At 44.4% G+C, this 19,561-nt stretch carries 27 protein-coding genes; 7 read left to right on the top strand and 20 right to left on the bottom strand.

All coding sequences use genetic code 11. The features are described from left to right. From HNR63_RS04425 to HNR63_RS04415, 3 genes are all read right to left on the bottom strand, one after another. The coding region (locus HNR63_RS04425; protein ID WP_181519896.1) for a helix-turn-helix domain-containing protein at positions 1-283 on the bottom strand (283 nt) is incomplete at its 3' end. A gap of 5 nt (positions 284-288) precedes the next feature. Beyond that, positions 289-690 carry an IS200/IS605 family transposase gene (tnpA, locus tag HNR63_RS04420; protein WP_181519895.1) on the bottom strand — a complete coding sequence of 134 codons (402 nt, stop codon included), beginning with the start codon at positions 688-690 and terminating at the stop codon, positions 289-291. 208 nt (positions 691-898) lie between these two features. Continuing rightward, a complete protein-coding gene (locus HNR63_RS04415) occupies positions 899-1,189 on the bottom strand; it encodes an Fpa/YlaN family protein (RefSeq protein WP_004891276.1) in 291 nt (96 codons plus the stop codon). Positions 1,190-1,328: 139 nt separating this feature from the next. Here HNR63_RS04415 and HNR63_RS04410 point away from each other — a divergent pair, with 139 nt between their 5' ends. Next, the gene (locus HNR63_RS04410) at positions 1,329-1,823 is read left to right on the top strand and encodes a molybdopterin-binding protein (protein ID WP_181519894.1); all 495 of its coding nucleotides are present in this window, start codon (positions 1,329-1,331) and stop codon (positions 1,821-1,823) included. Between the two features lie 24 nt (positions 1,824-1,847). Here HNR63_RS04410 and HNR63_RS04405 read toward each other — a convergent pair whose 3' ends face one another. Next, positions 1,848-3,179, bottom strand: a complete 1,332-nt coding sequence (locus tag HNR63_RS04405; protein WP_181519893.1) for a PhoH family protein — start codon at positions 3,177-3,179, stop codon at positions 1,848-1,850. A 109-nt stretch (positions 3,180-3,288) separates the two neighbouring features. Here HNR63_RS04405 and HNR63_RS04400 point away from each other — a divergent pair, with 109 nt between their 5' ends. Continuing rightward, positions 3,289-3,873 (top strand): YhcN/YlaJ family sporulation lipoprotein, encoded by a 585-nt coding sequence (locus HNR63_RS04400; protein WP_035063058.1) that lies wholly within the window; start codon positions 3,289-3,291, stop codon positions 3,871-3,873. A gap of 19 nt (positions 3,874-3,892) precedes the next feature. On the opposite strand, the gene HNR63_RS04395 is transcribed toward HNR63_RS04400, so the two are convergent. Further along, complete coding sequence (locus tag HNR63_RS04395; protein WP_181519892.1) at positions 3,893-4,348, bottom strand: pyridoxamine 5'-phosphate oxidase family protein; 456 nt, start codon at positions 4,346-4,348, stop codon at positions 3,893-3,895. Between the two features lie 93 nt (positions 4,349-4,441). Here HNR63_RS04395 and HNR63_RS04390 point away from each other — a divergent pair, with 93 nt between their 5' ends. Next, a complete protein-coding gene (locus HNR63_RS04390; protein WP_004891284.1) occupies positions 4,442-4,642 on the top strand; it encodes a YlaI family protein in 201 nt (66 codons plus the stop codon). Between the two features lie 30 nt (positions 4,643-4,672). Here the strand turns inward: HNR63_RS04390 and HNR63_RS04385 are convergent, their stop codons facing one another. The 3 genes from HNR63_RS04385 to typA are packed head-to-tail and all read right to left on the bottom strand — an operon-like array spanning position 4,673 to position 7,103. Beyond that, a complete protein-coding gene (locus tag HNR63_RS04385; RefSeq protein WP_181519891.1) occupies positions 4,673-4,954 on the bottom strand; it encodes a hypothetical protein in 282 nt (93 codons plus the stop codon). Then, positions 4,951-5,256, bottom strand: a complete 306-nt coding sequence (locus HNR63_RS04380) for a YlaH-like family protein (RefSeq protein WP_181519890.1) — start codon at positions 5,254-5,256, stop codon at positions 4,951-4,953. The genes HNR63_RS04385 and HNR63_RS04380 overlap by 4 nt, the downstream gene beginning before the upstream one ends. A gap of 11 nt (positions 5,257-5,267) precedes the next feature. Further along, positions 5,268-7,103, bottom strand: coding sequence for a translational GTPase TypA (gene typA / locus HNR63_RS04375; RefSeq protein WP_042533763.1), 1,836 nt, complete (start codon positions 7,101-7,103; stop codon positions 5,268-5,270). A 110-nt stretch (positions 7,104-7,213) separates the two neighbouring features. On the opposite strand from typA, the gene HNR63_RS04370 reads away from it, so the two are divergent. Further along, positions 7,214-7,390, top strand: coding sequence for a DUF5325 family protein (locus tag HNR63_RS04370; protein WP_160289320.1), 177 nt, complete (start codon positions 7,214-7,216; stop codon positions 7,388-7,390). Between the two features lie 7 nt (positions 7,391-7,397). On the opposite strand, the gene HNR63_RS04365 is transcribed toward HNR63_RS04370, so the two are convergent. The 4 genes from HNR63_RS04365 to HNR63_RS04350 all read right to left on the bottom strand — a co-directional run bounded on the left by HNR63_RS04365 (position 7,398) and on the right by HNR63_RS04350 (position 9,755). Then, positions 7,398-8,180, bottom strand: coding sequence for an inositol monophosphatase family protein (locus tag HNR63_RS04365; RefSeq protein WP_181519889.1), 783 nt, complete (start codon positions 8,178-8,180; stop codon positions 7,398-7,400). 50 nt (positions 8,181-8,230) lie between these two features. Next, entirely contained in the window at positions 8,231-8,419 is a 189-nt protein-coding gene (locus HNR63_RS04360; RefSeq protein WP_042533759.1) for a hypothetical protein, read from the bottom strand. Positions 8,420-8,495: 76 nt separating this feature from the next. Beyond that, the gene (locus tag HNR63_RS04355; RefSeq protein WP_042533757.1) at positions 8,496-8,765 is read right to left on the bottom strand and encodes a UPF0223 family protein; all 270 of its coding nucleotides are present in this window, start codon (positions 8,763-8,765) and stop codon (positions 8,496-8,498) included. Between the two features lie 30 nt (positions 8,766-8,795). Then, positions 8,796-9,755 (bottom strand): nitronate monooxygenase, encoded by a 960-nt coding sequence (locus HNR63_RS04350; RefSeq protein WP_181519888.1) that lies wholly within the window; start codon positions 9,753-9,755, stop codon positions 8,796-8,798. A 186-nt stretch (positions 9,756-9,941) separates the two neighbouring features. Between HNR63_RS04350 and HNR63_RS04345 the strand changes: the two genes are divergently transcribed. Beyond that, entirely contained in the window at positions 9,942-11,411 is a 1,470-nt protein-coding gene (locus HNR63_RS04345) for an aminotransferase class I/II-fold pyridoxal phosphate-dependent enzyme (RefSeq protein WP_181519887.1), read from the top strand. Positions 11,412-11,514: 103 nt separating this feature from the next. On the opposite strand, the gene HNR63_RS04340 is transcribed toward HNR63_RS04345, so the two are convergent. Continuing rightward, positions 11,515-11,628, bottom strand: coding sequence for a GapA-binding peptide SR1P (locus tag HNR63_RS04340; protein ID WP_019417972.1), 114 nt, complete (start codon positions 11,626-11,628; stop codon positions 11,515-11,517). A 132-nt stretch (positions 11,629-11,760) separates the two neighbouring features. Beyond that, a complete protein-coding gene (locus HNR63_RS04335; RefSeq protein ID WP_035046692.1) occupies positions 11,761-12,060 on the bottom strand; it encodes a DUF3055 domain-containing protein in 300 nt (99 codons plus the stop codon). Between the two features lie 127 nt (positions 12,061-12,187). Here HNR63_RS04335 and HNR63_RS04330 point away from each other — a divergent pair, with 127 nt between their 5' ends. Then, positions 12,188-12,568: a DUF1885 family protein gene (locus tag HNR63_RS04330; protein WP_181519923.1), complete on the top strand. Its 381-nt coding sequence runs from the start codon at positions 12,188-12,190 to the stop codon at positions 12,566-12,568. On the opposite strand, the gene HNR63_RS04325 is transcribed toward HNR63_RS04330, so the two are convergent. The 5 genes from HNR63_RS04325 to pdhA all read right to left on the bottom strand — a co-directional run bounded on the left by HNR63_RS04325 (position 12,556) and on the right by pdhA (position 17,707). Continuing rightward, the gene (locus tag HNR63_RS04325) at positions 12,556-12,792 is read right to left on the bottom strand and encodes a hypothetical protein (RefSeq protein ID WP_035063062.1); all 237 of its coding nucleotides are present in this window, start codon (positions 12,790-12,792) and stop codon (positions 12,556-12,558) included. The genes HNR63_RS04330 and HNR63_RS04325 overlap by 13 nt on opposite strands. 78 nt (positions 12,793-12,870) lie before the next feature. After that, a complete protein-coding gene (lpdA, locus tag HNR63_RS04320) occupies positions 12,871-14,283 on the bottom strand; it encodes a dihydrolipoyl dehydrogenase (protein WP_181519886.1) in 1,413 nt (470 codons plus the stop codon). 4 nt (positions 14,284-14,287) lie between these two features. Beyond that, entirely contained in the window at positions 14,288-15,571 is a 1,284-nt protein-coding gene (locus tag HNR63_RS04315; protein ID WP_181519885.1) for a dihydrolipoamide acetyltransferase family protein, read from the bottom strand. Between the two features lie 48 nt (positions 15,572-15,619). Next, positions 15,620-16,597, bottom strand: a complete 978-nt coding sequence (locus HNR63_RS04310; protein ID WP_043968180.1) for an alpha-ketoacid dehydrogenase subunit beta — start codon at positions 16,595-16,597, stop codon at positions 15,620-15,622. A gap of 3 nt (positions 16,598-16,600) precedes the next feature. Continuing rightward, positions 16,601-17,707: a pyruvate dehydrogenase (acetyl-transferring) E1 component subunit alpha gene (pdhA, locus tag HNR63_RS04305; protein WP_021094459.1), complete on the bottom strand. Its 1,107-nt coding sequence runs from the start codon at positions 17,705-17,707 to the stop codon at positions 16,601-16,603. Positions 17,708-18,088: 381 nt separating this feature from the next. Between pdhA and def the strand changes: the two genes are divergently transcribed. Then, the gene (gene def, locus HNR63_RS04300) at positions 18,089-18,643 is read left to right on the top strand and encodes a peptide deformylase (protein WP_181519884.1); all 555 of its coding nucleotides are present in this window, start codon (positions 18,089-18,091) and stop codon (positions 18,641-18,643) included. Positions 18,644-18,679: 36 nt separating this feature from the next. Here the strand turns inward: def and HNR63_RS04295 are convergent, their stop codons facing one another. Next, on the bottom strand, positions 18,680-19,456 hold the full coding sequence (locus HNR63_RS04295) for a Cof-type HAD-IIB family hydrolase (protein WP_181519883.1): 777 nt from the start codon (positions 19,454-19,456) through the stop codon (positions 18,680-18,682). Positions 19,457-19,561 lie beyond the last annotated feature (105 nt).

The raw sequence follows: 19,561 nt of genomic DNA, 5'->3' as shown, positions 1-19,561 counted from the left end.
GTTTTTGAAAAAATCGGGTGTACGCATCAGATAAATGTTTCAGCGAGGTTTGGAGCGCAATGCTGTCCACTTCTTTTAGCCATACAAATTGTTTCTTTAGGTTTGTTAATTGAGAAGAACAAGCCTTGTATGTCAACCCTTTTCCTGTTGTTCGGTACGCACGTTCCCATTCGGCAAGGAAATGGTTGAATACAAAACGAGCGCAACCGAATGTTTTGGCAATAAGGATTTCCTGTTCTTTGGTTGGGTAAATACGGAATTTGTATGCTTTATGGACGAGCATGGCTTTCACCTCGCTTTCTGATTTTGGATGTATTGTTTTATTTGCGCTTCGGTGTGTTCACTTACGGTTGCGACAAAATAAGAAGGATTCCACAAGTTCCCTCCCCCCAATTTCTCTTTTAGTTGAGGGAATTCTTTAAACAGCAACCTCGCACTCACACCTTTTAATGCTTTGATGATATTCGGAATAGAGTGTTGTGGCGTGCAGTCAATCAATAGATGGACATGGTCGCCATCACTTTCTACTTGTAAAATCGTAAAACCATGTTCTTCCGCAATTTGATGCAAGATTTCTTTTAGCCTTGTATCGATGTCGCCAATCAACACCTTGTGACGATATTTCACACACCATACCATATGATATTGAATGGAGTACACATATCCTCTGCCACGTTTCACTTCCGACATGTGGTTCACCTCAATGATAGGATAACATATGTCAGAGGATTTTTGGACTCATTTTAAATACAAGTATTTTAAATCAAATCATATATTGATATATGTCGAGTATTCAAACAAAAAACCTAGCCGATTCATCTCACGACTAAAGTCACGAGTGTTCTCGACTAAAATCATAAAACAGAAAAAACCCAAACGAAATTCGTTTGAGTTTTTGTCATTTTTTCTTCTTTTTCGTGCACGCTTCATGCAACGCCGAAAGTTCGCGTTCTAGTCGGTCTAAAATCGCTTTGCCGTCTTTTTCATCGACAAGCCCTAAACGGACGGCAAAATCAATTTCACGGGATAAACCGAACATTTGCGTATCTAACACTTCTTCATATAGCGGGCATTGCGGCATCGTTAAATGATCCATTTGCACTTGGATCAGCTTCACAATTTTTTCCGCATCCGCTTGCAACAACGAATAGGCTCTTTCTCGAAAATTTATCGCCACTTCAGGCGTCACGTTGACCCCTCCGTTCCGTACGTTCCTGTTTCTTCATCTTATCGTGAATACGAAAAAAATGCAAGCATCGTGTCTTGGCGAACAATTTTACAAACAAGCGCTTTCATCATATAATGAGAGGCAGATAGGGGGAATGAACATGGTCATCGTCATTAAAGGGAACGTTAAATTTACGATTACACTCGATCCGAGCGTATGGATTTTTGACGATCGCAAAGTAGATGTACATACTTATTTTACACATCATCGACAAATCGAACAACGAGAAGACATAGACGACATTCAAAAAATTTCAGCGTATTGGGATCGCGAAATTCAAGAAGGAGCGGTGTCTCCTCCGACATTGCAAACAGAAAAACAGTTTGAAAAAGAAAAAATATTATCTGGCACGTTCGGCATGCCGTTTGCCCCATTTTTGCGCAACGCGGAACCGAACGACGATGCCAAGCGTTTCATCATCGTCACAGAAAACGGCGATACGACCATTCCGCTTGCCGAAGCGTATGAGCTGTTATTATGTTTTGCAAAAGACGGCAAACCGCTAAAAGAAGACGGGCCTGTCCATATTTATTTCGGCGATGGCTCAAATCGCGACAATCCGATCACGCACGTGCGGGCGTTTGTCGTCGAGTGAAAAGAGGCTTTTCGCCTCTTTTCTTTATAAAAGGTCGGCGGCAAGTTGCGCAAGCGATGATCGCTCTCCTTTAATTAATCGAACATGCCCAGCGACTTTTTGTTCTTTAAATTTTTCAACGACGTATGTGAGCCCATTATTATATTCGTCTAAATATGGGTGATCAATTTGAGCAGGGTCGCCCATTAGCACAATTTTGCTTCGTTCCCCGACGCGCGTTAAAATCGTTTTCACTTCATGTTTCGTTAAGTTTTGCGCCTCGTCAATAATAATAAACTGCTCTGGAATGCTTCGACCGCGTATGTACGTGAGCGCCTCCACTTCAATCGAACCCATGCCTGATAAAATCGCATCGAGCTCACCCGGCTTTTTCGTATCAAATAAAAAGTGTAAATTATCAAAAATCGGTTGCATCCACGGGCGCAATTTTTCTTGCTTCTCGCCCGGCAAATAGCCGATATCTTTTCCGACCGGCACAATCGGACGAGCGACGAGCAATTTTTTATATAGCCGTAAATCTTCCGTCTGCATTAACCCTGCCGCTAACGCAAGCAACGTCTTTCCTGTCCCTGCTTTTCCGATGAGCGTCACAAGCGGGATATCTGTGCGCAACAACAATTCAAGCGCCATCGTTTGCTGGACGTTGCGCGGACGAATGCCCCAAATATGATCGTAATGAAAGACGAGTTTGCGCACTTTTTTTCCTGTATGATCGACGATGCCAAGCGCCGATGAAGAACCGCCAAGCGCATCTTTCATGACGATAAATTGATTCGGATAAAACGGATGGTTCGTAATTTCCGAAAGCACTAATTCACCTTTTTCATAAAAGCGCCCTAAATGCTCCGGACTTATGTACAAATCTAAAAAACCGGTATAAATATGATCAATTTCAACGACGCGATCGCTTAAAAAATCTTCTGCCTCTAGCCCGATCGCATCTGCCTTTACGCGCACGAGCGCATCTTTGCTAACTAAAATAACCGGGCGACCGTCTTCTTTCGTTTGTTCTTCAAGCAATAAATTTTTTGCCACAGCTAAAATGCGGTTGTCGTTCGTTTTTTCAACGAAAATTTCTTGCAGTTGTTGAAACGAGCGATGGTTTAATTCAATGCGCAGCACGCCGCCGTTTTCGAGCGGAATTTTTTCATGCAATTTTCCATTTTGTCTTAAGTTATCGATAATTTTAGACACTTGGCGCGCATTTCTTCCTACTTCGTCCATATACCGTTTTTTTGAGTCGACTTCTTCTAATACGACAGCCGGAATGACGACTTCGTTATCTTGAAAGGAAAAAATAGAATACGGATCTTGTAAAAGCACGTTTGTATCTAATACGTATATTTTTTTGCCCACGCTTTTTCCCCCTTGACGACCGTCGTTGGACGGGATTGTTGTTTATATATATGAACGGACGCATAAAGATAGAAGAAGTTTTGCAAAATAAAGTTAAAGACGAAAAGGGGTGGAACAATTGAAATATATAATCGTATTCATATTGCTTTTCATGAGCGCCTGCGGACAACAAGCGCAACCGAATAATCGCGATTCGCTCGTTCATGTGAAAAATACGACAAATGAGCGAATCGTGAACAAATCCGGTCAGCAAATTGCTCGTCATCTTGCGCATCTGGCTAGCAGCGTCCCAAATGTCAACGACGCGACCGTATTAGTTGTCGGGAAATATGCGTTAGTAGGCATCGATGTGAACGCCAAGCTTGACCCGTCGCGCGTCGGGACTGTGAAATATTCCGTTGTAGAAAGTTTGCAAAAAGATCCGTACGGGGCGAATGCGATTGTCATTGCGGATGCGGATTTAAATGCGCGGCTGAAAGCGATTCAAAAACAAGTGGAAAACGGAAAGCCGATTCAAGGATTTATGGATGAGCTCGCCGCCATTGTCGGACGGGTTATGCCTGAAATTCCGAGCGATTTTATTCAAACGAAAAATCCACGCTCTACAAGACAAAACGATGATCAGCTGAATCGAAACGAGCAAAATCAGTTAGAAAACGAACAACAAAAGCAATCAAACGACCATATGAAATAAGCCGAGCGTATCGCTCGGCTTATGCTTGTTTTAATGCGCCCATCACTTGTTGATCGAGCTTGGCAGCAGCTTGCGCATCGTACGTTTTTTCGTATTTCGGTTCGACTGAAATTTTTGCACCGTAAAACATGACATCGCGCACTTCTTCAATGTCCACTTGAATGGCAGCCAATTTTAGCGGAACGTTTTCTAGCTTTTCTACTTTCACATGCGCTTTTCCGCTAATGGAATACGTCGATTCGTTGGCGATCAAAACGATCGAAATCGCTGGATTAGCTTGCACGTTTGCGACGATGCGTGAACGTTGATCGACGGCAAAATACAATCGGTCAGGCGTCGGGGCGTACACCCATGAAATCGCACTTGTATTTGGTGCACCTGTTTCATGGTCGATCGTGCATACGACGACAAATCGTTCTTTTTGTAGCGATTGGAATAACGGCTCAATTAATGTCGGTTCTACCGCATTTGGCATATGTATCCCTCCTTGTTTTTATCATACCTTTTTTTCACACAGTTTCAAACAATATGATATACTAATTTTTAAAAAAACATGCGAGGTTAGACGATGAGAGTACGATGCATTCTTTGTGAAAAAATAGATACGTTAAACGATGAAACGTTGCTTGCGAAACGGTTGCGCAACCGCCCGATTCATACATATATGTGTGAAACGTGCCATGAACGTATTGCGCAAAAAACGAAAGAGCGGCTAGCGACCGGCAAGTTTCGCTTTTTCCGCACGAGCAAACATGAAACGGAATGGTAAGAAAAAGCGCCCTGCAAAAAACATGGGCGCTTATTCGTAATTGACATATTTTTCAGGTTCGCGATTGATTTGATCGAGCATCGTTTCGACGAGCTCGGCTGGAAAGCGAAACGTGCGCGATTCGTTGTTTACGGTAAATGCAACTGTATAGACGTCGTCTTCTTTTGTATATGTGATTTGCTCAACCGCATGATCTTCACGCAACAAATCGGCAAAAAATCGTTCGGTTTCTTGCGCTGCTGTATCGTCTGGGCGCGCATGGGCAACGACCGTAATCGTCAACCAATTGTACACCGCATCTTGTAGTTTCATGCCGTATTCTCTCCTTCACGACGAAGCCGCCATTTATAAATGATTAATACGATCGCTGCAACAAGCAATCCTTCTGCGACAGGTAAAAAGACGGCGAAAAACGTTAAAATAGTACAACCGAGCACAAGCAACGAGTAAATGATCACGTTTTTTAATAACGGTAATTCACGCGCGAAGCCAAGACGATACACAATGATCGATAAGACGACAATCGTCGCATACAACAGCCACATCCCTTTCGTCGGCTGTTCATGCACGTTGTATAGCGAAGCGAAAAACGACAGGCGACCGATCACATCCATGACGACTCCCCCTATTTCTTTTGCTCAGCAAGTTTTTTCTTTTTCGCAATTTTTTCCCGTTCGTTTTTGTCCAATATTTTTTTCCGTAAGCGAATCGATTGTGGCGTCACTTCGCAATATTCGTCGTCATTTAAATATTCGAGCGCTTCTTCTAACGTCATGAGGCGCGGTTTTTTCATCGTCACCGTTTGTTCTTTCGTTGACGAGCGGACATTTGTCACATGTTTCATTTTGCATACGTTGACGACTAAATCGTTGTCGCGGCTATGTTCGCCAACGATCATCCCTTCATACACTTCCGTTCCCGGTTCAATAAAAATGACGCCGCGGTCTTCGACTTGCATAATGCCATAAGCAGTCGCTTTTCCTGTCTCCATCGAAATGAGCACACCTTGATGTCTGCCGCCAATTTGCCCTTGGATGGCTGGTTGATAGCTGTCGAACGAATGGTTTAAAATGCCGTATCCGCGCGTAAGCGACATAAATTCTGTACGATAGCCAATTAACCCGCGCGCAGGAACGAGGAAAATAAGACGGACTTGTCCGTTTCCGTTGTTGATCATATCGACCATTTCTCCTTTGCGCGCCCCAAGCGACTCCATAATCGCTCCTGTATATTCTTCAGGAATGTCGATTTGCACGCGCTCGACAGGCTCGCACATGACGCCGTCGATTTCCTTCATAATGACTTCCGGTTTGGATACTTGTAGCTCGAATCCTTCACGGCGCATATTTTCAATTAAAATCGATAAATGAAGTTCTCCGCGTCCTGACACGATCCATGCATCTGGCGAATCCGTTGGCTCAACGCGAAGCGACACGTCTGTTTCTAACTGTAAGCGAAGACGCTCTTCAATTTTTCGCGCTGTCACATGTTTTCCTTCCCGTCCAGCAAACGGGCTATTGTTGACGAGAAACGTCATTTGTAACGTCGGCTCGTCAATGCGAAGCGGCGGCAACGGTTCCTGCACATCAAGCGGACATACCGTTTCTCCAACGTTAATATCTTCCATACCGGAAACGGCAACTAAATCGCCTGCTTTTGCTTCTTCAATTTCAATGCGTTTTAAGCCGAGGAAGCCAAACAGTTTTGTCACGCGAAACGTTTTTACCGAGCCGTCAAGCTTCATGAGCGCCACTTGTTGTCCAACTTGCATACGCCCGCGGAAAATGCGTCCAATCCCGATGCGACCGACGTAGTCGTTATAATCGAGAAGCGCCACTTGAAATTGCAGCGGTTCATCGCTATTGTCGGGCGGGGCAGGAATATGTTCAATAATCGTTTCAAATAGCGCTGTCATATCATCATCTTGTTTATCGGCATCTAAACTTGCCGTCCCGTTAATCGCTGAAGCATACACGACCGGAAACTCAAGCTGATCTTCCGTTGCGCCAAGCTCAATAAATAAATCGATCACTTCATCGACAACTTCGTGCGGACGGGCAAACTCACGGTCGATTTTATTGACGACGACAATTGGCGTTAAGTTTTGTTCGAGCGCCTTTTTCAAGACGAAGCGCGTTTGTGGCATGCATCCTTCATATGCATCGACGACGAGCAACACGCCATCGACAAGCCGCATAATGCGCTCCACTTCCCCGCCAAAATCAGCGTGGCCCGGCGTATCTAAAATGTTAATGCGCGTGCCGTTGTATTGAATGGCTGTATTTTTTGCTAAAATGGTAATGCCTCGTTCACGTTCTAAATCGTTGCGATCAAGCGCGCGTTCTTCCACTTGTTCGTTCGCCCGAAACGTTCCAGATTGGCGAAGCAATTGGTCGACTAACGTCGTTTTTCCGTGGTCAACGTGCGCAATAATCGCGATGTTACGAATATCGTTTCTCACTTATGTCAACTCCTATTTTTCAACATTGCGCGTCTATTATAGCATAAACATAGTAGAAAAGCGGAATGTTTTGTTGTAACCTAAAAGGAAAGAGGATGAGGAGGAAGAAAATGAACAAATTTCAACCGCTTTTTTTTATGATTGCACTACTTGCCACGGCGGCGATGATTAGCATCGGCATTGCGATTGCTTACCGACATGTTCCAGCGATCGTCGCGTCCGTCGTTGCTTTATTTGCCGTCATGGGCGTCGGATTTTCATTGAAAAGGAAGAAAAAAATGCGCTAACGATTCGTTAGCGCTGAATGATCGCAAGCACTTCTTCATGTAACCCCGGCTTCGAGACGAATACGGAGCTTTTCTCAATCATATTGAGGGGCTCACCGTACAAGTTTGTCACGATCCCACCTACTTCTTGCACGATAACCATCCCGCCGGCAATATCCCACGGCGACAAACGAAGCGTGATGTACGCATCGAGTTTGCCTGAAGCGATATATGCCATTTCTAACGCAGCCGAGCCGTATGAACGAGTGCCGCGCGCTTTTTTCACAAGCGGGGCGAGGACGTTCGGGTCGATGCGGCGATTTTCCGTCACCCACGTCGCGTTTAGTGAAATGATCGCACGGTCAAGCGACGTTTTTTCAAGTGGGGGAAGCGGCGTGCCGTTTACAAACGCCCCTTTTCCTTTTTGGGCATAATATAGCTCATCAAAAGCGACGTCGTAAATGTAGCCAAGCATGCCGACGCCATCTTGAAACACCCCGACAGAAATCGCAAAATGACGCTGTTGATGAACGAAATTCATCGTTCCGTCAATCGGGTCGATGATCCAAACGATGCCGTCTAGCGCTTCAAGCGTATCACCGAATCCTTCTTCTCCTAAAATGCGATGCGTCGGATACGTTTGGCGAATGCGTTCAATAAAAAATTGCTCAATTTCCCGATCGACGTTTGTCACTAAGTCGGACGGGCTTGATTTCGTTTCGATTTTTAGTTTCGTTTGAAACGCATCGCGTATGCGCTCCCCTGCTTCGCGAATCCAATGCTGCATATGTTGATCAATTTCGTTCCACATATAAGACCTCCTGCATATACTTATGTAGAAAAGGCGGCGCTTGCCGCCTTTCAGTTCGACAGACGAATGAGTTCTTGGCGCAGTCTTTCTAATTTTCGTTTACATTCGTTTTTTTTCGCTTCGTTATTTTCTAACATCGCTTCATAAAGGGTGGCTAGTTCGTAATCGACTTCAAGCTTTAATACTTTTATTCGTCGTTCTCCGTCCATTTTCTTAAATGCATCAGCTGTTTTTTTCATATTGTGCACCCCTTCCGTTCTTTTTTTCTGAAAATTCTTTTTTATATACTATGTAACGGAAAGGGGATATGCAACTTTACATTTTTACAATATCTCCGGCGGACAACTCTTTTCCTTTTTTCATCGTTTGATACGGTGAATAGCCGCTTACTTTTTCAAATTCATCGCATAGTTTTCGCTCTTCCGCTTTGCTTGGGACAATTTCTTTAAAACGACGATATAAGTTCATTAGCTGCTCTCGCTCAATGCCCCGTTCGTATGCTTGTTCAACGCCTTCGTAAAACTTAATGACGTCAATGATTTCTTCTGTTGACCAACTGTAATCAATCGGGTATGCATATTTCATGATGTTCACCTTTCTTTTTCGCTGTCTGTTTTAGTTTGCCCAACGTGCGCGAATTTGTTCCGCCTCTTGAATCATGCGCACAAAAAGTTCACTCACTGTCGGCACGTCACGAATGAGTCCGATCACTTGTCCCGCCCATGCAAATCCTTCTTCCGTACGGCCGTCGTAAATGAATCGTTTGTTCGCCTTTCCGCTAATGTACTCTTTTAACTGTTCGTATCCTTTTCCTTCTTGTTCAAACTGTAAAATTTTTTCCGTCCATTCGTTTAACAAGGCGCGCGCAGGCGCACCGAGCGTACGTTTAATGACGATGGTGTCGCTTTCTGTGCGTTCCACAAGCATTTGTTTATACACGGGATGGGCATGAATGCATTCTTTTGTCGCAATAAAGCGCGTGCCCATTTCAATACCTTCTGCTCCAAGCGCAAGCGCAGCCATCAAGCCGCGCCCATCTCCGATCCCCCCTGAAGCGATGACAGGAATCGATACGGAATCGACGACGCGCGGCACTAATACGAACGTCCCGATATCGTGCTTGCCGAGATGCCCTCCCCCTTCTTGACCGACAACCATGACCGCATCCGCCCCAAGCTCTTCCGCTTTCACCGCTTGACGTACTGCCGCCACGAGCACAAGCTTTTTCACGGATACTCCTTTTAACTGTTCAAAAATGGGCGCAGGATTTCCGCCCGTCATCGAAATGACCGGCACGTTTTCTTCAATTGCCACATCGAGCATGTGCGCAAACGGGCGTCCATGTTGTCCGATCGCAAAATTGACTCCAAACGGCTTGTCCGTTTTTTCGCGCACTTTTTTAATTTCTTCTCGCAACTCATCTGGCGTCTCAAGCGACATTGCCGTAATTTGCCCTAGCCCCCCGGCATTCGATACCGCCGCCGCTAAATCCGCATACGCCAAATACGCCAATCCACCTTGAATAATCGGATAACGGATGCCTAACAGCTCGGTTACTCTCGTGTTCCAGTTCACACATCATTCCCCCTTTACTTTTTATCATTCTTCGCTCATAAAGAAAAGTCCTTCACAAACAATAAATGAAGAAATATGCAATCGTTTTGATTTTTAAGCAAAAAAATCATCTTTCCAAACGTATAAAGAAGTGCTATAATTCACTTTGTTTTATGTAAATCCAAGTTAAAGAGGTGTACAGCGAAATTGTCACAGTATGAAACACCGTTATTTACCGGACTGTTAGAGCATATAAAGAAAAATCCGATTCAATTTCATATTCCTGGTCATAAAAAAGGAGCAGGAATGGACGAGCAGTTTCGCTCCTTTATTGGAGAAAATGCGTTAGCGATGGATTTAATTAATATCGGTCCGCTTGATGATTTACATCAGCCAAAAGGAATGATTAAACGCGCCCAACAGTTAGCAGCGGAAGCGTTCGGGGCGGACTATACGTTTTTCTCCGTGCAAGGAACGAGCGGCGCCATTATGACGATGGTCATGTCTGTCGCAGGCCCTGGCGATAAAATTATCGTTCCACGAAACGTGCATAAATCGGTCATGGCGGCGATTGTCTTTTCGGGAGCGACACCGATTTTCGTTCATCCTGAAATTGATAAAGAGCTTGGTATTTCACATGGCATTACACCAGAAGCAGTAGAAGCGGCGTTAAAGCAACATCCAGACGCTAAAGGGGTGCTCGTCATTAACCCGACGTACTTTGGCATTGCGGGCGACTTAAAACGCATCGTTGACATTGCGCACGCATACAACGTCCCTGTCCTTGTCGATGAGGCGCATGGCGTACACATTCACTTTCATGAAGATTTGCCGCTTTCAGCGATGCAGGCAGGGGCGGATATGTCGGCGACGAGCGTGCATAAACTTGGCGGTTCGATGACGCAAAGTTCGATTTTAAACGTGAAAGAAGGGCTTGTGTCGCCAAAACGAGTGCAGGCCATTTTAAGCATGTTAACGACGACATCGACGTCTTACTTGTTGCTTGCTTCGCTTGATGTGGCGCGCAAACGACTTGCGACAGAGGGACATGAGCTAGCGGAACAGGCGATTCGCCTCGCGAATGAAACGCGCAAGCAAATTAACGACATCGACTATTTATATTGCGTCGGAAAAGAAATTATCGGCACAAAAGCGACGTTTGACTATGACCCAACGAAGCTTATCATTTCAGTTAAAGAGCTCGGATTGACGGGCTATGAAGTCGAAAAATGGCTTCGCGAACATTACAACATTGAAGTTGAGTTGTCCGACTTATACAACATTTTATGTATTATTACACCGGGCGATACAGAACGGGAGACGGGCGTATTAGTCGAAGCGCTTCGTCGTTTATCAAACGAATTTCGCCATCAAGCCGAAGTCGGAAAAAAACCGAAAGTGCTTTTACCAGACATTCCTGTCCTTGCGCTTACGCCGCGCGATGCGTTTTATTCGGAAACGGAAGTCGTGCCGTTTGACGAATCGGCAGGGCGCATTATCGCTGAGTTTGTCATGGTATATCCACCTGGCATTCCAATTTTCATTCCGGGTGAAATTATTACGGAAGAAAATTTAAACTACATTCGCAAAAATATAGAAGTCGGCTTGCCTGTTCAAGGTCCAGAAGACGACACGTTACAAACGTTACGCGTCATTAAAGAGCATCATAAGCGATAAAGGCGGAGTGCAATGCTCCGCCTTTTAAAAAAGAGACTGGCGAAAACCAGTCTCTTTCTCTATATTGTCTCCTCATCCCCCAAAGTTTGTTCCGTTCTATATGTTATTCCTCGTCTTCACAATCGCAACCGCTACATTGACCGTACAATACCGTTACTTTTTCGTCCTCAAAATGATCGATTGTCGCATTGCATGTTTGGCATACAATTGTACCCATCCCCGATAACCCCTTTTCCTTTGGAATGTTTGAAAACGTTTTACTGATTTCATAATAATATGTCACATTTATTTTGTCAATAGAAATTAGTATGACATATTTAAATAAAAAAAGAGACGTATTTCACGCCTCTTACTCATATTGTTCAGCATAAGGTGTCGTTGGTAAAATGTCTGAGAAAAATTCCGCTAAATCTTCAGCTTGTTCTTTCGTGTCAATGCGGAACGTTCGTTGTAAATAGTCGTGGTCTTCGATGTCTTTCGGGTCGAGGAGAGCAGAGCGGCCTGTTTGCATACAGATGACAAGTGGTTTACCAAAAAACATATTTGTATACACGATGCCAAAGTCGTATCGGACGTCTTTCGTCGTAAAGCCGACAAACCTCACTTTTACTTTTTCATGCTCATCATACAATTTTTCAAATACGTGCATATCGTTCCCTCCTTCTTGTGTATTAAGCTTTATTATATCGTACTATTCATATTTTCGCAATTATTTGTTTTTTCATATAGATCCATGATAAAATGAAAGTGATTTCAAAATGCTTGAGGTGAAAAAAATGGCTCATACAGCTACCATTGAACTTGTCCCTGCATCAACATGGGAGACGGTAACGTTAGAACAATGCAAACAACTGCTCGAACAATATCGAAACATCGCGCAAAAAACAGGCGAACAGCTCGCATGGGACTATGCCCAATCCGCTTTTCCATATGATATCGTCACAAAAGAAGACCGCATTTTGTTAGTCGGAAAAGATGATCGCTATCATATGATTGAATGTCGCGTGCACGACCGTGCTGTGCAGTTCGTCTTGCCAAAACAAGCGACGCACGGCGATAAAGGGAAAGCGAACGAACTATGCAAATTTTTCGCTAAACAAATGGCAGGAAAACTGCATTTATTTAATGGGCGCATCATGTATTATTATAAAAGATAAGACCAAAAAAGCTCGCGGCAAACGAAATAGACGGCAATCGTCAATAAGGTTGTCCAACATGCGCGCTTTTTCGTTAAATGCAACCGAAGCGCAAGCAAAAAAGCAATATATATGAATATGCCAAATAATAACGCCTTGAAAATAAAATGATCGTGTGCCGATCTCCATTCGATAAATGAAAACAAACTCCATATGATCATTTGAAGTAAAAAGACGATATACATATGTTCACACACCCCTCATGAACATCATATGATCGTCTTGAAAAAATCATGAAAAAGAGGACGGCGAAGCCATCCTCTTTATTTGTTAATAATATGAATTGGGCTGCCAAGCGCCACTTCTGCCGCTTCCATTGTAATTTCTCCAAGGGTTGGATGCGCGTGAATCGTCATCGCAATATCTTCTGCTGTCATGCCTGCTTCAATTGCTAAACCGAGCTCGGCGATCATATCTGATGCGTTCGGACCGACAATTTGCGCCCCAATAATGACGCCATCATCTTTCGTTAAGACAAGCTTTAAGAAGCCATCTGTTTCGTTTAACGCAAGGGCACGGCCGTTTGCACCGAACGGGAATTTCGCTGTAATGACGTCAATTCCTTCTTCGATCGCTTGTTTTTCAAAGTAACCGACAGATGCGCATTCAGGGTCAGAGAAGACGACAGCTGGAATGGCTAAGTAGTCAATTTCAGATGGATGACCAGCGATCGCTTCAGCTGCAATTTTTCCTTCGTATGATGCTTTATGCGCAAGCGGTGGGCCTGCAACGACGTCACCGATCGCATAAATGTTCGGTACGCTTGTGCGGCATTGTTTGTCAATTTCAATTAAGCCGCGCTCTGTCATTTTCACGCCGATTTGTTCAAGTCCCATCTCTTCTGTATTCGGACGGCGACCGACTGTGACAAGCACGTATTCTGCGTCAATCGTTTTCGTTTCGCCGTTTACTTCAAATGTTACGGTTACGCCGTCTTCACGCTCTTCGACACCTTTCGCAAGCGCGTTTGTAAAGACGTCTACTCCTTTTTTCTTTAAGCGGCGACGAACGACTGCGCTCATTTGCTTTTCAAAGCCAGATAAAATTTCATCCGCACCTTCTAAAATCGTAATTTTCGTTCCAAAGTTTGCGTATGCTGTTCCTAATTCTGTACCGATGTAACCGCCGCCGATGACGACCATCGATTTTGGAATGTCCGGTAAGTTTAATGCACCTGTTGAATCAAGCACGCGCTTCGAAAATTTAAACGTCGGCAACTCGATTGGGCGAGAACCTGTTGCGATAATGGCATTTTTAAATTTGTACGTTTGCGCGCTATTTTCTGTCATGACGCGAACGGTATTTTCGTCCACGAAATACGCTTCTCCGCGCACGATTTCAACTTTATTACCTTTTAATAACCCTTCGACACCGCCTGTTAATTTTTTCACGACACCAGCTTTCCACTCTTGCACTTTCGCAAAGTCAACTTTTACGTTTTCTGCGAAAATACCCATATCTTGTGAATGTGTCGCAATTTCATAACGGTGACCTGCAGAGATGAGCGCTTTGGATGGAATACATCCAACGTTTAAGCACACTCCACCAAGGTTTCCTTTTTCAACGATCGTTACTTTTTGACCGAGTTGCGCTGCACGAATGGCTGCAACGTAACCGCCAGGACCTGCACCGACGACGAGAGTTTCTGTTTCAATTGCGAAATCGCCTACTACCATCGCATTACGCCTCCATTAATAATAATTCAGGATCGTTTAATAAACGTTTAATGTGATTTAACGCGTTTTGCGCTGTTGCACCGTCGATCATACGGTGGTCGAAGCTTAACGACAACGCTAATACTGGAGCGATGACAATTTCACCATCGCGCACGATCGGTTTTTCTGAAATGCGGCCGATGCCTAAAATCGCTACTTCTGGATGGTTAATGACCGGTGTAAACCATTGACCGCCTGCGGAACCGATGTTTGTAATTGTGCATGTGGCACCTTTCATTTCGTTTGGCGCTAATTTGCCTTCACGCGCTTTTGTTGCGAGTTCGTTAATTTCTTTTGCGATCGCAAAAATTGATTTGCGGTCCGCATGTTTAACAACAGGAACGAGCAAGCCTTTATCTGTGTCCGCTGCAATTCCGATGTTGTAGTAATGTTTATGAACGATTTCTTCTGTCGCATCGTCAATTGATGTGTTAAGCGCTGGATATTCGCGAAGCGCAGACGTTAACGCTTTAACGACATATGGTAAGAACGTTAACTTAATGCCTTTTTGCGCTGCGACATCTTTAAATTTCTTACGATGCGCAACAAGTTTTGTCACATCGACTTCGTCCATTAATGTGACGTGCGGCGCTGTATGTTTCGAGTTGACCATCGCTTTTGCAATCGCGCGACGAATGCCGCTCATTTTTTCGCGTGTTTCTGGGAACTCGCCTTCTAATACGACCGGTTGAGCTGTTGGCGCTGCTTTTTGTTGTTGTGCTGGCGCAACTTTTTCTTCTACCGCTTGCGCTTTCGCTTCTGTTTGTGGCGCTGTGCCGCCTGCTAAGTACGCATCAATATCTTGTTTTAACACGCGACCGTTTTTGCCTGTTCCTTGAACGAGGCGAATGTCGACACCTTTTTCACGCGCATATTTGCGCACAGATGGCATCGCGATGACGCGCTTTTTCGGTTGTGCTGGCGCGGCTTGCTCTTGTTTCACTTCTTCTTTCTTTTCTTCTACTTTTGGCTCATCGCCATGATCGCCTTTGAACTTTAAGTTTTCGTATCCCGGCGCATCAAATTTAATTAACGTTTGACCAACGGTTGCGACTGTTCCTTCACTCACTAAAACTTCTAACACTTTTCCTTTTACTGGAGATGGAATTTCGACAACTGCTTTATCGTTTTGTACTTCGCAAAGTACGTCGTCTTCGTTTACTTCATCGCCCGGTTTTACAAACCATTTGACAATTTCACCTTCGTGAATTCCTTCACCGATGTCCGGTAATTTAAATTCAAATGCCATGTATCTCAACCTCCTATTTCTTAAATGTGGAGGGGACATTCCCCTCCATTAAAACGTCATGACTTTTTTCACTGTTTCGATCACATCTTTAAAGTTCGGTAACCATACTGGCTCTGCTTGTGAGAATGGATATACTGTATCAGGTGCCGCTACGCGCAATACTGGCGCTTCAAGGCTAAGAATCGCACGTTCGTTAATTTCTGCAACAACGTTTGCCGCAATACCTGCTTGTTTTTGTGCTTCTTGTACAACGACCGCGCGGCCTGTTTTTTCAACCGATGCGATAATTGTTTCAATATCTAACGGTTGAACCGTGCGCAAGTCTACGACTTCAACAGAGATGCCTTCTTTTTCAAGCTCCGCTGCTGCTTTTAACGATTCATGTACCATCGCACCGTATGTGATGACCGATACGTCTGTTCCTTCACGTTTAATGTCCGCCTTGCCGATCGGAATTGTATATTCGCCTTCTGGAACTTCTTGGCGGAATGAGCGATACAATTTCATATGCTCTAAGAAAATGACAGGGTCGTTGTCGCGAATCGCTGAAATTAATAATCCTTTCGCATCATATGGCGTTGATGGGATGACGACTTTTAATCCCGGCTGTTGAGCGACAAGCCCTTCTAAGCTATCTGCGTGCAATTCTGGCGTATGTACGCCACCACCGAATGGCGAACGAACAGTAATTGGCGCATGGAAACGCCCGCCAGTACGATAGCGCATGCGCGCCATTTGACCAGAAATTGAGTCCATCACTTCGTATACGAATCCGAAAAACTGAATTTCAGGCACAGGACGGAATCCTTGTAATGCTAAACCGATCGCTAAACCGCCAATTCCTGATTCTGCAAGCGGTGTGTCGAATACGCGATCTTCGCCAAACTCTGCTTGCAATCCTTCTGTCGCGCGGAATACCCCGCCGTTTACACCGACGTCTTCACCGAACACGAGAACGTTCGGGTCTTTGCGCATTTCTACGCGCAACGCATCCGTGATTGCTTGAATCATTGTCATTTGCGCCATTGGTTACTTCGACTCCTTTTCTTTATAAATTTCGTATTGCTCTTTTAAGAACGCTGGCATTTCTTCGTACATGATCGACATTAAGTCTGTCACTTTTTGTTTTGGTGTTTCGTCCGCTTTCTTAATCGCTTCTTTAATGTCTTCTTTCGCTTGTTCAATGACGCGATTTTCTTCTTCTTCGCTCCATAATCCTTTATTTTCTAAAAACTTGCGGAAGCGAACGAGCGGATCTTTTTTCTCCCATTCGTTTTCAAGCTCTTTTGAACGATAGCGCGTTGGGTCGTCTCCCGCCATCGTATGTGGACCGTAACGGAAGCAAAGCGTTTCAATTAACGTTGGACCTTCGCCGTTAATCGCGCGCTCGCGAGCGTCACGCACCGCCACATATACCGCAAGCGGATCCATTCCGTCTACTTGAATACCTGGAATACCTGCAGCGACCGCTTTTTGAGCGATTGTTTTTGCGGCAGATTGTTTTTCGACTGGCGTTGAAATCGCAAAACGGTTGTTTTGAACGATAAAGATCGCTGGCGCGTTAAATGCCCCGGCAAAGTTCAATCCTTCGTAGAAGTCCCCTTGCGATGCACCGCCGTCACCTGTATATGTAACTGCGACCGCTTTTTTGCCACGTTTTTTCATACCGAGCGCAACGCCGGCTGTTTGGATAATTTGGGCACCGATAATGATTTGTGGCGGCAACACGTTGACACCTTCAGGAATTTGGTTGCCGTGGAAATGACCGCGTGAAAATAAAAATGCTTGGTAAAGCGGTAAACCGTGCCAAATCATTTGTGGAACGTCACGATAGCCCGGTAAAATGAAATCTTCTTTTTCTAACGCAAAATGGCTCGCTAATTGGCTCGCTTCTTGTCCTGCTGTTGGCGCATAGAAGCCGAGACGTCCTTGACGGTTTAATGAAATGCAACGTTGGTCAAGCACGCGCGTGTATACCATGCGGCGCATTAATTCTTTCAATTGTTCATCTGTTAAATTTGGCATCGCCGCTTCGTTTACGACTTCGCCTTTTTCATTTAAAATTTGAAATGTCGGGAACTGCTCAGCGACTTTTTCAAGTTGCTTTTTCACATCAAATAGGGGTTTTTTACCCATTTTGTTCACCTCATCCTTTCTTTTCAAAACGTAAAATGATGCACCTTTTAATTTGCCCAAAAACGGTTTCTTTTTACCACACGTTGTGTATTGAAAGCTGTATTAATGAGAAAAGCAAGTGTGATTAATACAACTGTTTTTTTACATCTTTCAGTTTACACCGTTCGACAACGCTCGTCAATCAGTTTGCTTGCAACGTTCTATATAAAAATGAAAATTAGAAAATTTTAACTGTGTTATGAATCTGTTATACTATTTTCTGTCGATCTGTATTATTTCTGTTTTACAACGTGGATATGTATGTTTCTCACGCAATTGCACTTTTTCATTCCATCCTTCATAATAAAAATGGTTTACAATGCGAGTAGGGAGTGAAACAACGTGATTACGATGAGAGATATTATTAAAGACGGTCATCCGACGTTACGAAAAATAGCTGAAGAAGTGCCGCTTCCCCCATCCGAAGAAGATCGCCGCATTTTAGCGAGCTTGTTGGAATATGTAAAAATGAGCCAAGATCCAGAGCTAGCGAAAACGTATGGACTTCGTCCGGGCATCGGCTTAGCTGCGCCGCAAATTAACGTTTCAAAGCGCATGATTGCGGTGCATGTGACGGACGAAAAAGGAATGTTACATAGCTATGCGTTATTTAATCCGAAAATTGTAAGCCATTCCGTTGAAATGTGTTATTTAACGAGCGGAGAAGGATGTTTATCCGTCGACGAGCCGATCCCCGGCTACGTTCCGCGCTATATGCGCATTACCGTCACCGGGACGACGCTTGAAGGCGAAACGGTGAAGCTACGTTTAAAAGGATTGCCTGCCATCGTGTTTCAACATGAAATTGACCATTTAAACGGCATTATGTTCTATGATCATATAAATAAACAACATCCGTACGACGTGCCAGCTGGCGCCATTCCGATTGAACGTTAAGAAAAGCGCAAAAAAGGTGTCCATCGCGGACACCTTTTATTTCAACAGCCCAAGCTGACGTAAACCGAATAAAATGCCATCTTCATCGACCGGTTTTGTAACGAAATCGGCTACTTTTTTCGCTTCTTCATGTCCGTTCCCCATCGCTACCCCTGTGCCGACAAAGCGCAACATTTCCGTATCGTTTAACCCGTCGCCGAACGCATATACGTTTTCGCGCGCAATGCCGAGCTGCGCGATCATTTTTTTAATTCCTTCTGCTTTAGAGCCGCCATACGGTAAAATATCTGTGGATACCGCATGCCAGCGCACAAAATGAAACGTCGGAAACGCTGTGACGTACTGCTGTTCTTCTTCCGGCTTACAAAACAAAAGCGCTTGATAAATGTCATTTCGTTCGTAATACGTTTCATCGTATGGCGGATGGATAGATTTTAAACTTCCCATGCTTTCGTGAATGTACGGATGATCAGCTACACTCGCACGCATCGTGTCAGCGTCCATGAAAATAAGCGGATGTTCATTGTCGTGCGCCATTTGTTTTAATGCGTGAAGCCGTTCGCGATCAAGCGGTTGATTGTAAATCACTTCTTTTTCAAAAACGACATATTGTCCGTTAAAGCTAACAAACGATTCGATGCCAAGCTTTTCTCGAAGCGATTCAAACATAAACGGCGCCCTTCCCGTCGCGATCGCCACATATACCCCTTGCTTTTTTAATTCTTGTATCGCTTCATATGTCGATGTCGGCAACTGTTTCTCATGATCTAACAACGTCCCATCAATATCAAAAAAAACGATCTTTCTCTCCATGTTTCTCGCTCCTCGTGTAAAAGTTCACAAACCTACCGTAACGGAATTGCGTCACATTGTCAACGAATCGGTTAAACAATGGCATATTTTCCTATGCAAAATTTG

The sequence above is a fragment of the Anoxybacillus ayderensis genome (assembly GCF_013761015.1).
Lineage (GTDB): Bacteria > Bacillota > Bacilli > Bacillales > Anoxybacillaceae > Anoxybacillus > Anoxybacillus ayderensis.
The sequence above is the reverse complement of the archived record's forward strand: the minus strand, read 5'-3'. Positions and strand labels throughout refer to the sequence as shown.

What these genes read in the sequence shown, in the direction of transcription:
- HNR63_RS04410 (WP_181519894.1), top strand. Translation starts at nt 1,329, where the DNA reads ATGGTCATCGTCATTAAAGGGAACGTTAAATTTACGATTACACTCGAT.
- HNR63_RS04370 (WP_160289320.1), top strand. Translation starts at nt 7,214, where the DNA reads ATGAACAAATTTCAACCGCTTTTTTTTATGATTGCACTACTTGCCACG.
- HNR63_RS04325 (WP_035063062.1), bottom strand. Translation starts at nt 12,792, where the DNA reads ATGTATATCGTCTTTTTACTTCAAATGATCATATGGAGTTTGTTTTCA.
- tnpA (WP_181519895.1), bottom strand. Translation starts at nt 690, where the DNA reads ATGTCGGAAGTGAAACGTGGCAGAGGATATGTGTACTCCATTCAATAT.
- HNR63_RS04395 (WP_181519892.1), bottom strand. Translation starts at nt 4,348, where the DNA reads ATGCCAAATGCGGTAGAACCGACATTAATTGAGCCGTTATTCCAATCG.
- HNR63_RS04295 (WP_181519883.1), bottom strand. Translation starts at nt 19,456, where the DNA reads ATGGAGAGAAAGATCGTTTTTTTTGATATTGATGGGACGTTGTTAGAT.
- HNR63_RS04355 (WP_042533757.1), bottom strand. Translation starts at nt 8,765, where the DNA reads ATGAAATATGCATACCCGATTGATTACAGTTGGTCAACAGAAGAAATC.
- lpdA (WP_181519886.1), bottom strand. Translation starts at nt 14,283, where the DNA reads ATGGTAGTAGGCGATTTCGCAATTGAAACAGAAACTCTCGTCGTCGGT.
- HNR63_RS04335 (WP_035046692.1), bottom strand. Translation starts at nt 12,060, where the DNA reads ATGCACGTATTTGAAAAATTGTATGATGAGCATGAAAAAGTAAAAGTG.
- pdhA (WP_021094459.1), bottom strand. Translation starts at nt 17,707, where the DNA reads ATGGGTAAAAAACCCCTATTTGATGTGAAAAAGCAACTTGAAAAAGTC.
- HNR63_RS04315 (WP_181519885.1), bottom strand. Translation starts at nt 15,571, where the DNA reads ATGGCATTTGAATTTAAATTACCGGACATCGGTGAAGGAATTCACGAA.
- HNR63_RS04330 (WP_181519923.1), top strand. Translation starts at nt 12,188, where the DNA reads ATGGCTCATACAGCTACCATTGAACTTGTCCCTGCATCAACATGGGAG.
- HNR63_RS04390 (WP_004891284.1), top strand. Translation starts at nt 4,442, where the DNA reads ATGAGAGTACGATGCATTCTTTGTGAAAAAATAGATACGTTAAACGAT.
- HNR63_RS04380 (WP_181519890.1), bottom strand. Translation starts at nt 5,256, where the DNA reads ATGGATGTGATCGGTCGCCTGTCGTTTTTCGCTTCGCTATACAACGTG.
- HNR63_RS04340 (WP_019417972.1), bottom strand. Translation starts at nt 11,628, where the DNA reads ATGGGTACAATTGTATGCCAAACATGCAATGCGACAATCGATCATTTT.
- HNR63_RS04310 (WP_043968180.1), bottom strand. Translation starts at nt 16,597, where the DNA reads ATGGCGCAAATGACAATGATTCAAGCAATCACGGATGCGTTGCGCGTA.
- HNR63_RS04360 (WP_042533759.1), bottom strand. Translation starts at nt 8,419, where the DNA reads ATGAAAAAAACAGCTGATGCATTTAAGAAAATGGACGGAGAACGACGA.
- HNR63_RS04365 (WP_181519889.1), bottom strand. Translation starts at nt 8,180, where the DNA reads ATGTGGAACGAAATTGATCAACATATGCAGCATTGGATTCGCGAAGCA.
- HNR63_RS04385 (WP_181519891.1), bottom strand. Translation starts at nt 4,954, where the DNA reads ATGAAACTACAAGATGCGGTGTACAATTGGTTGACGATTACGGTCGTT.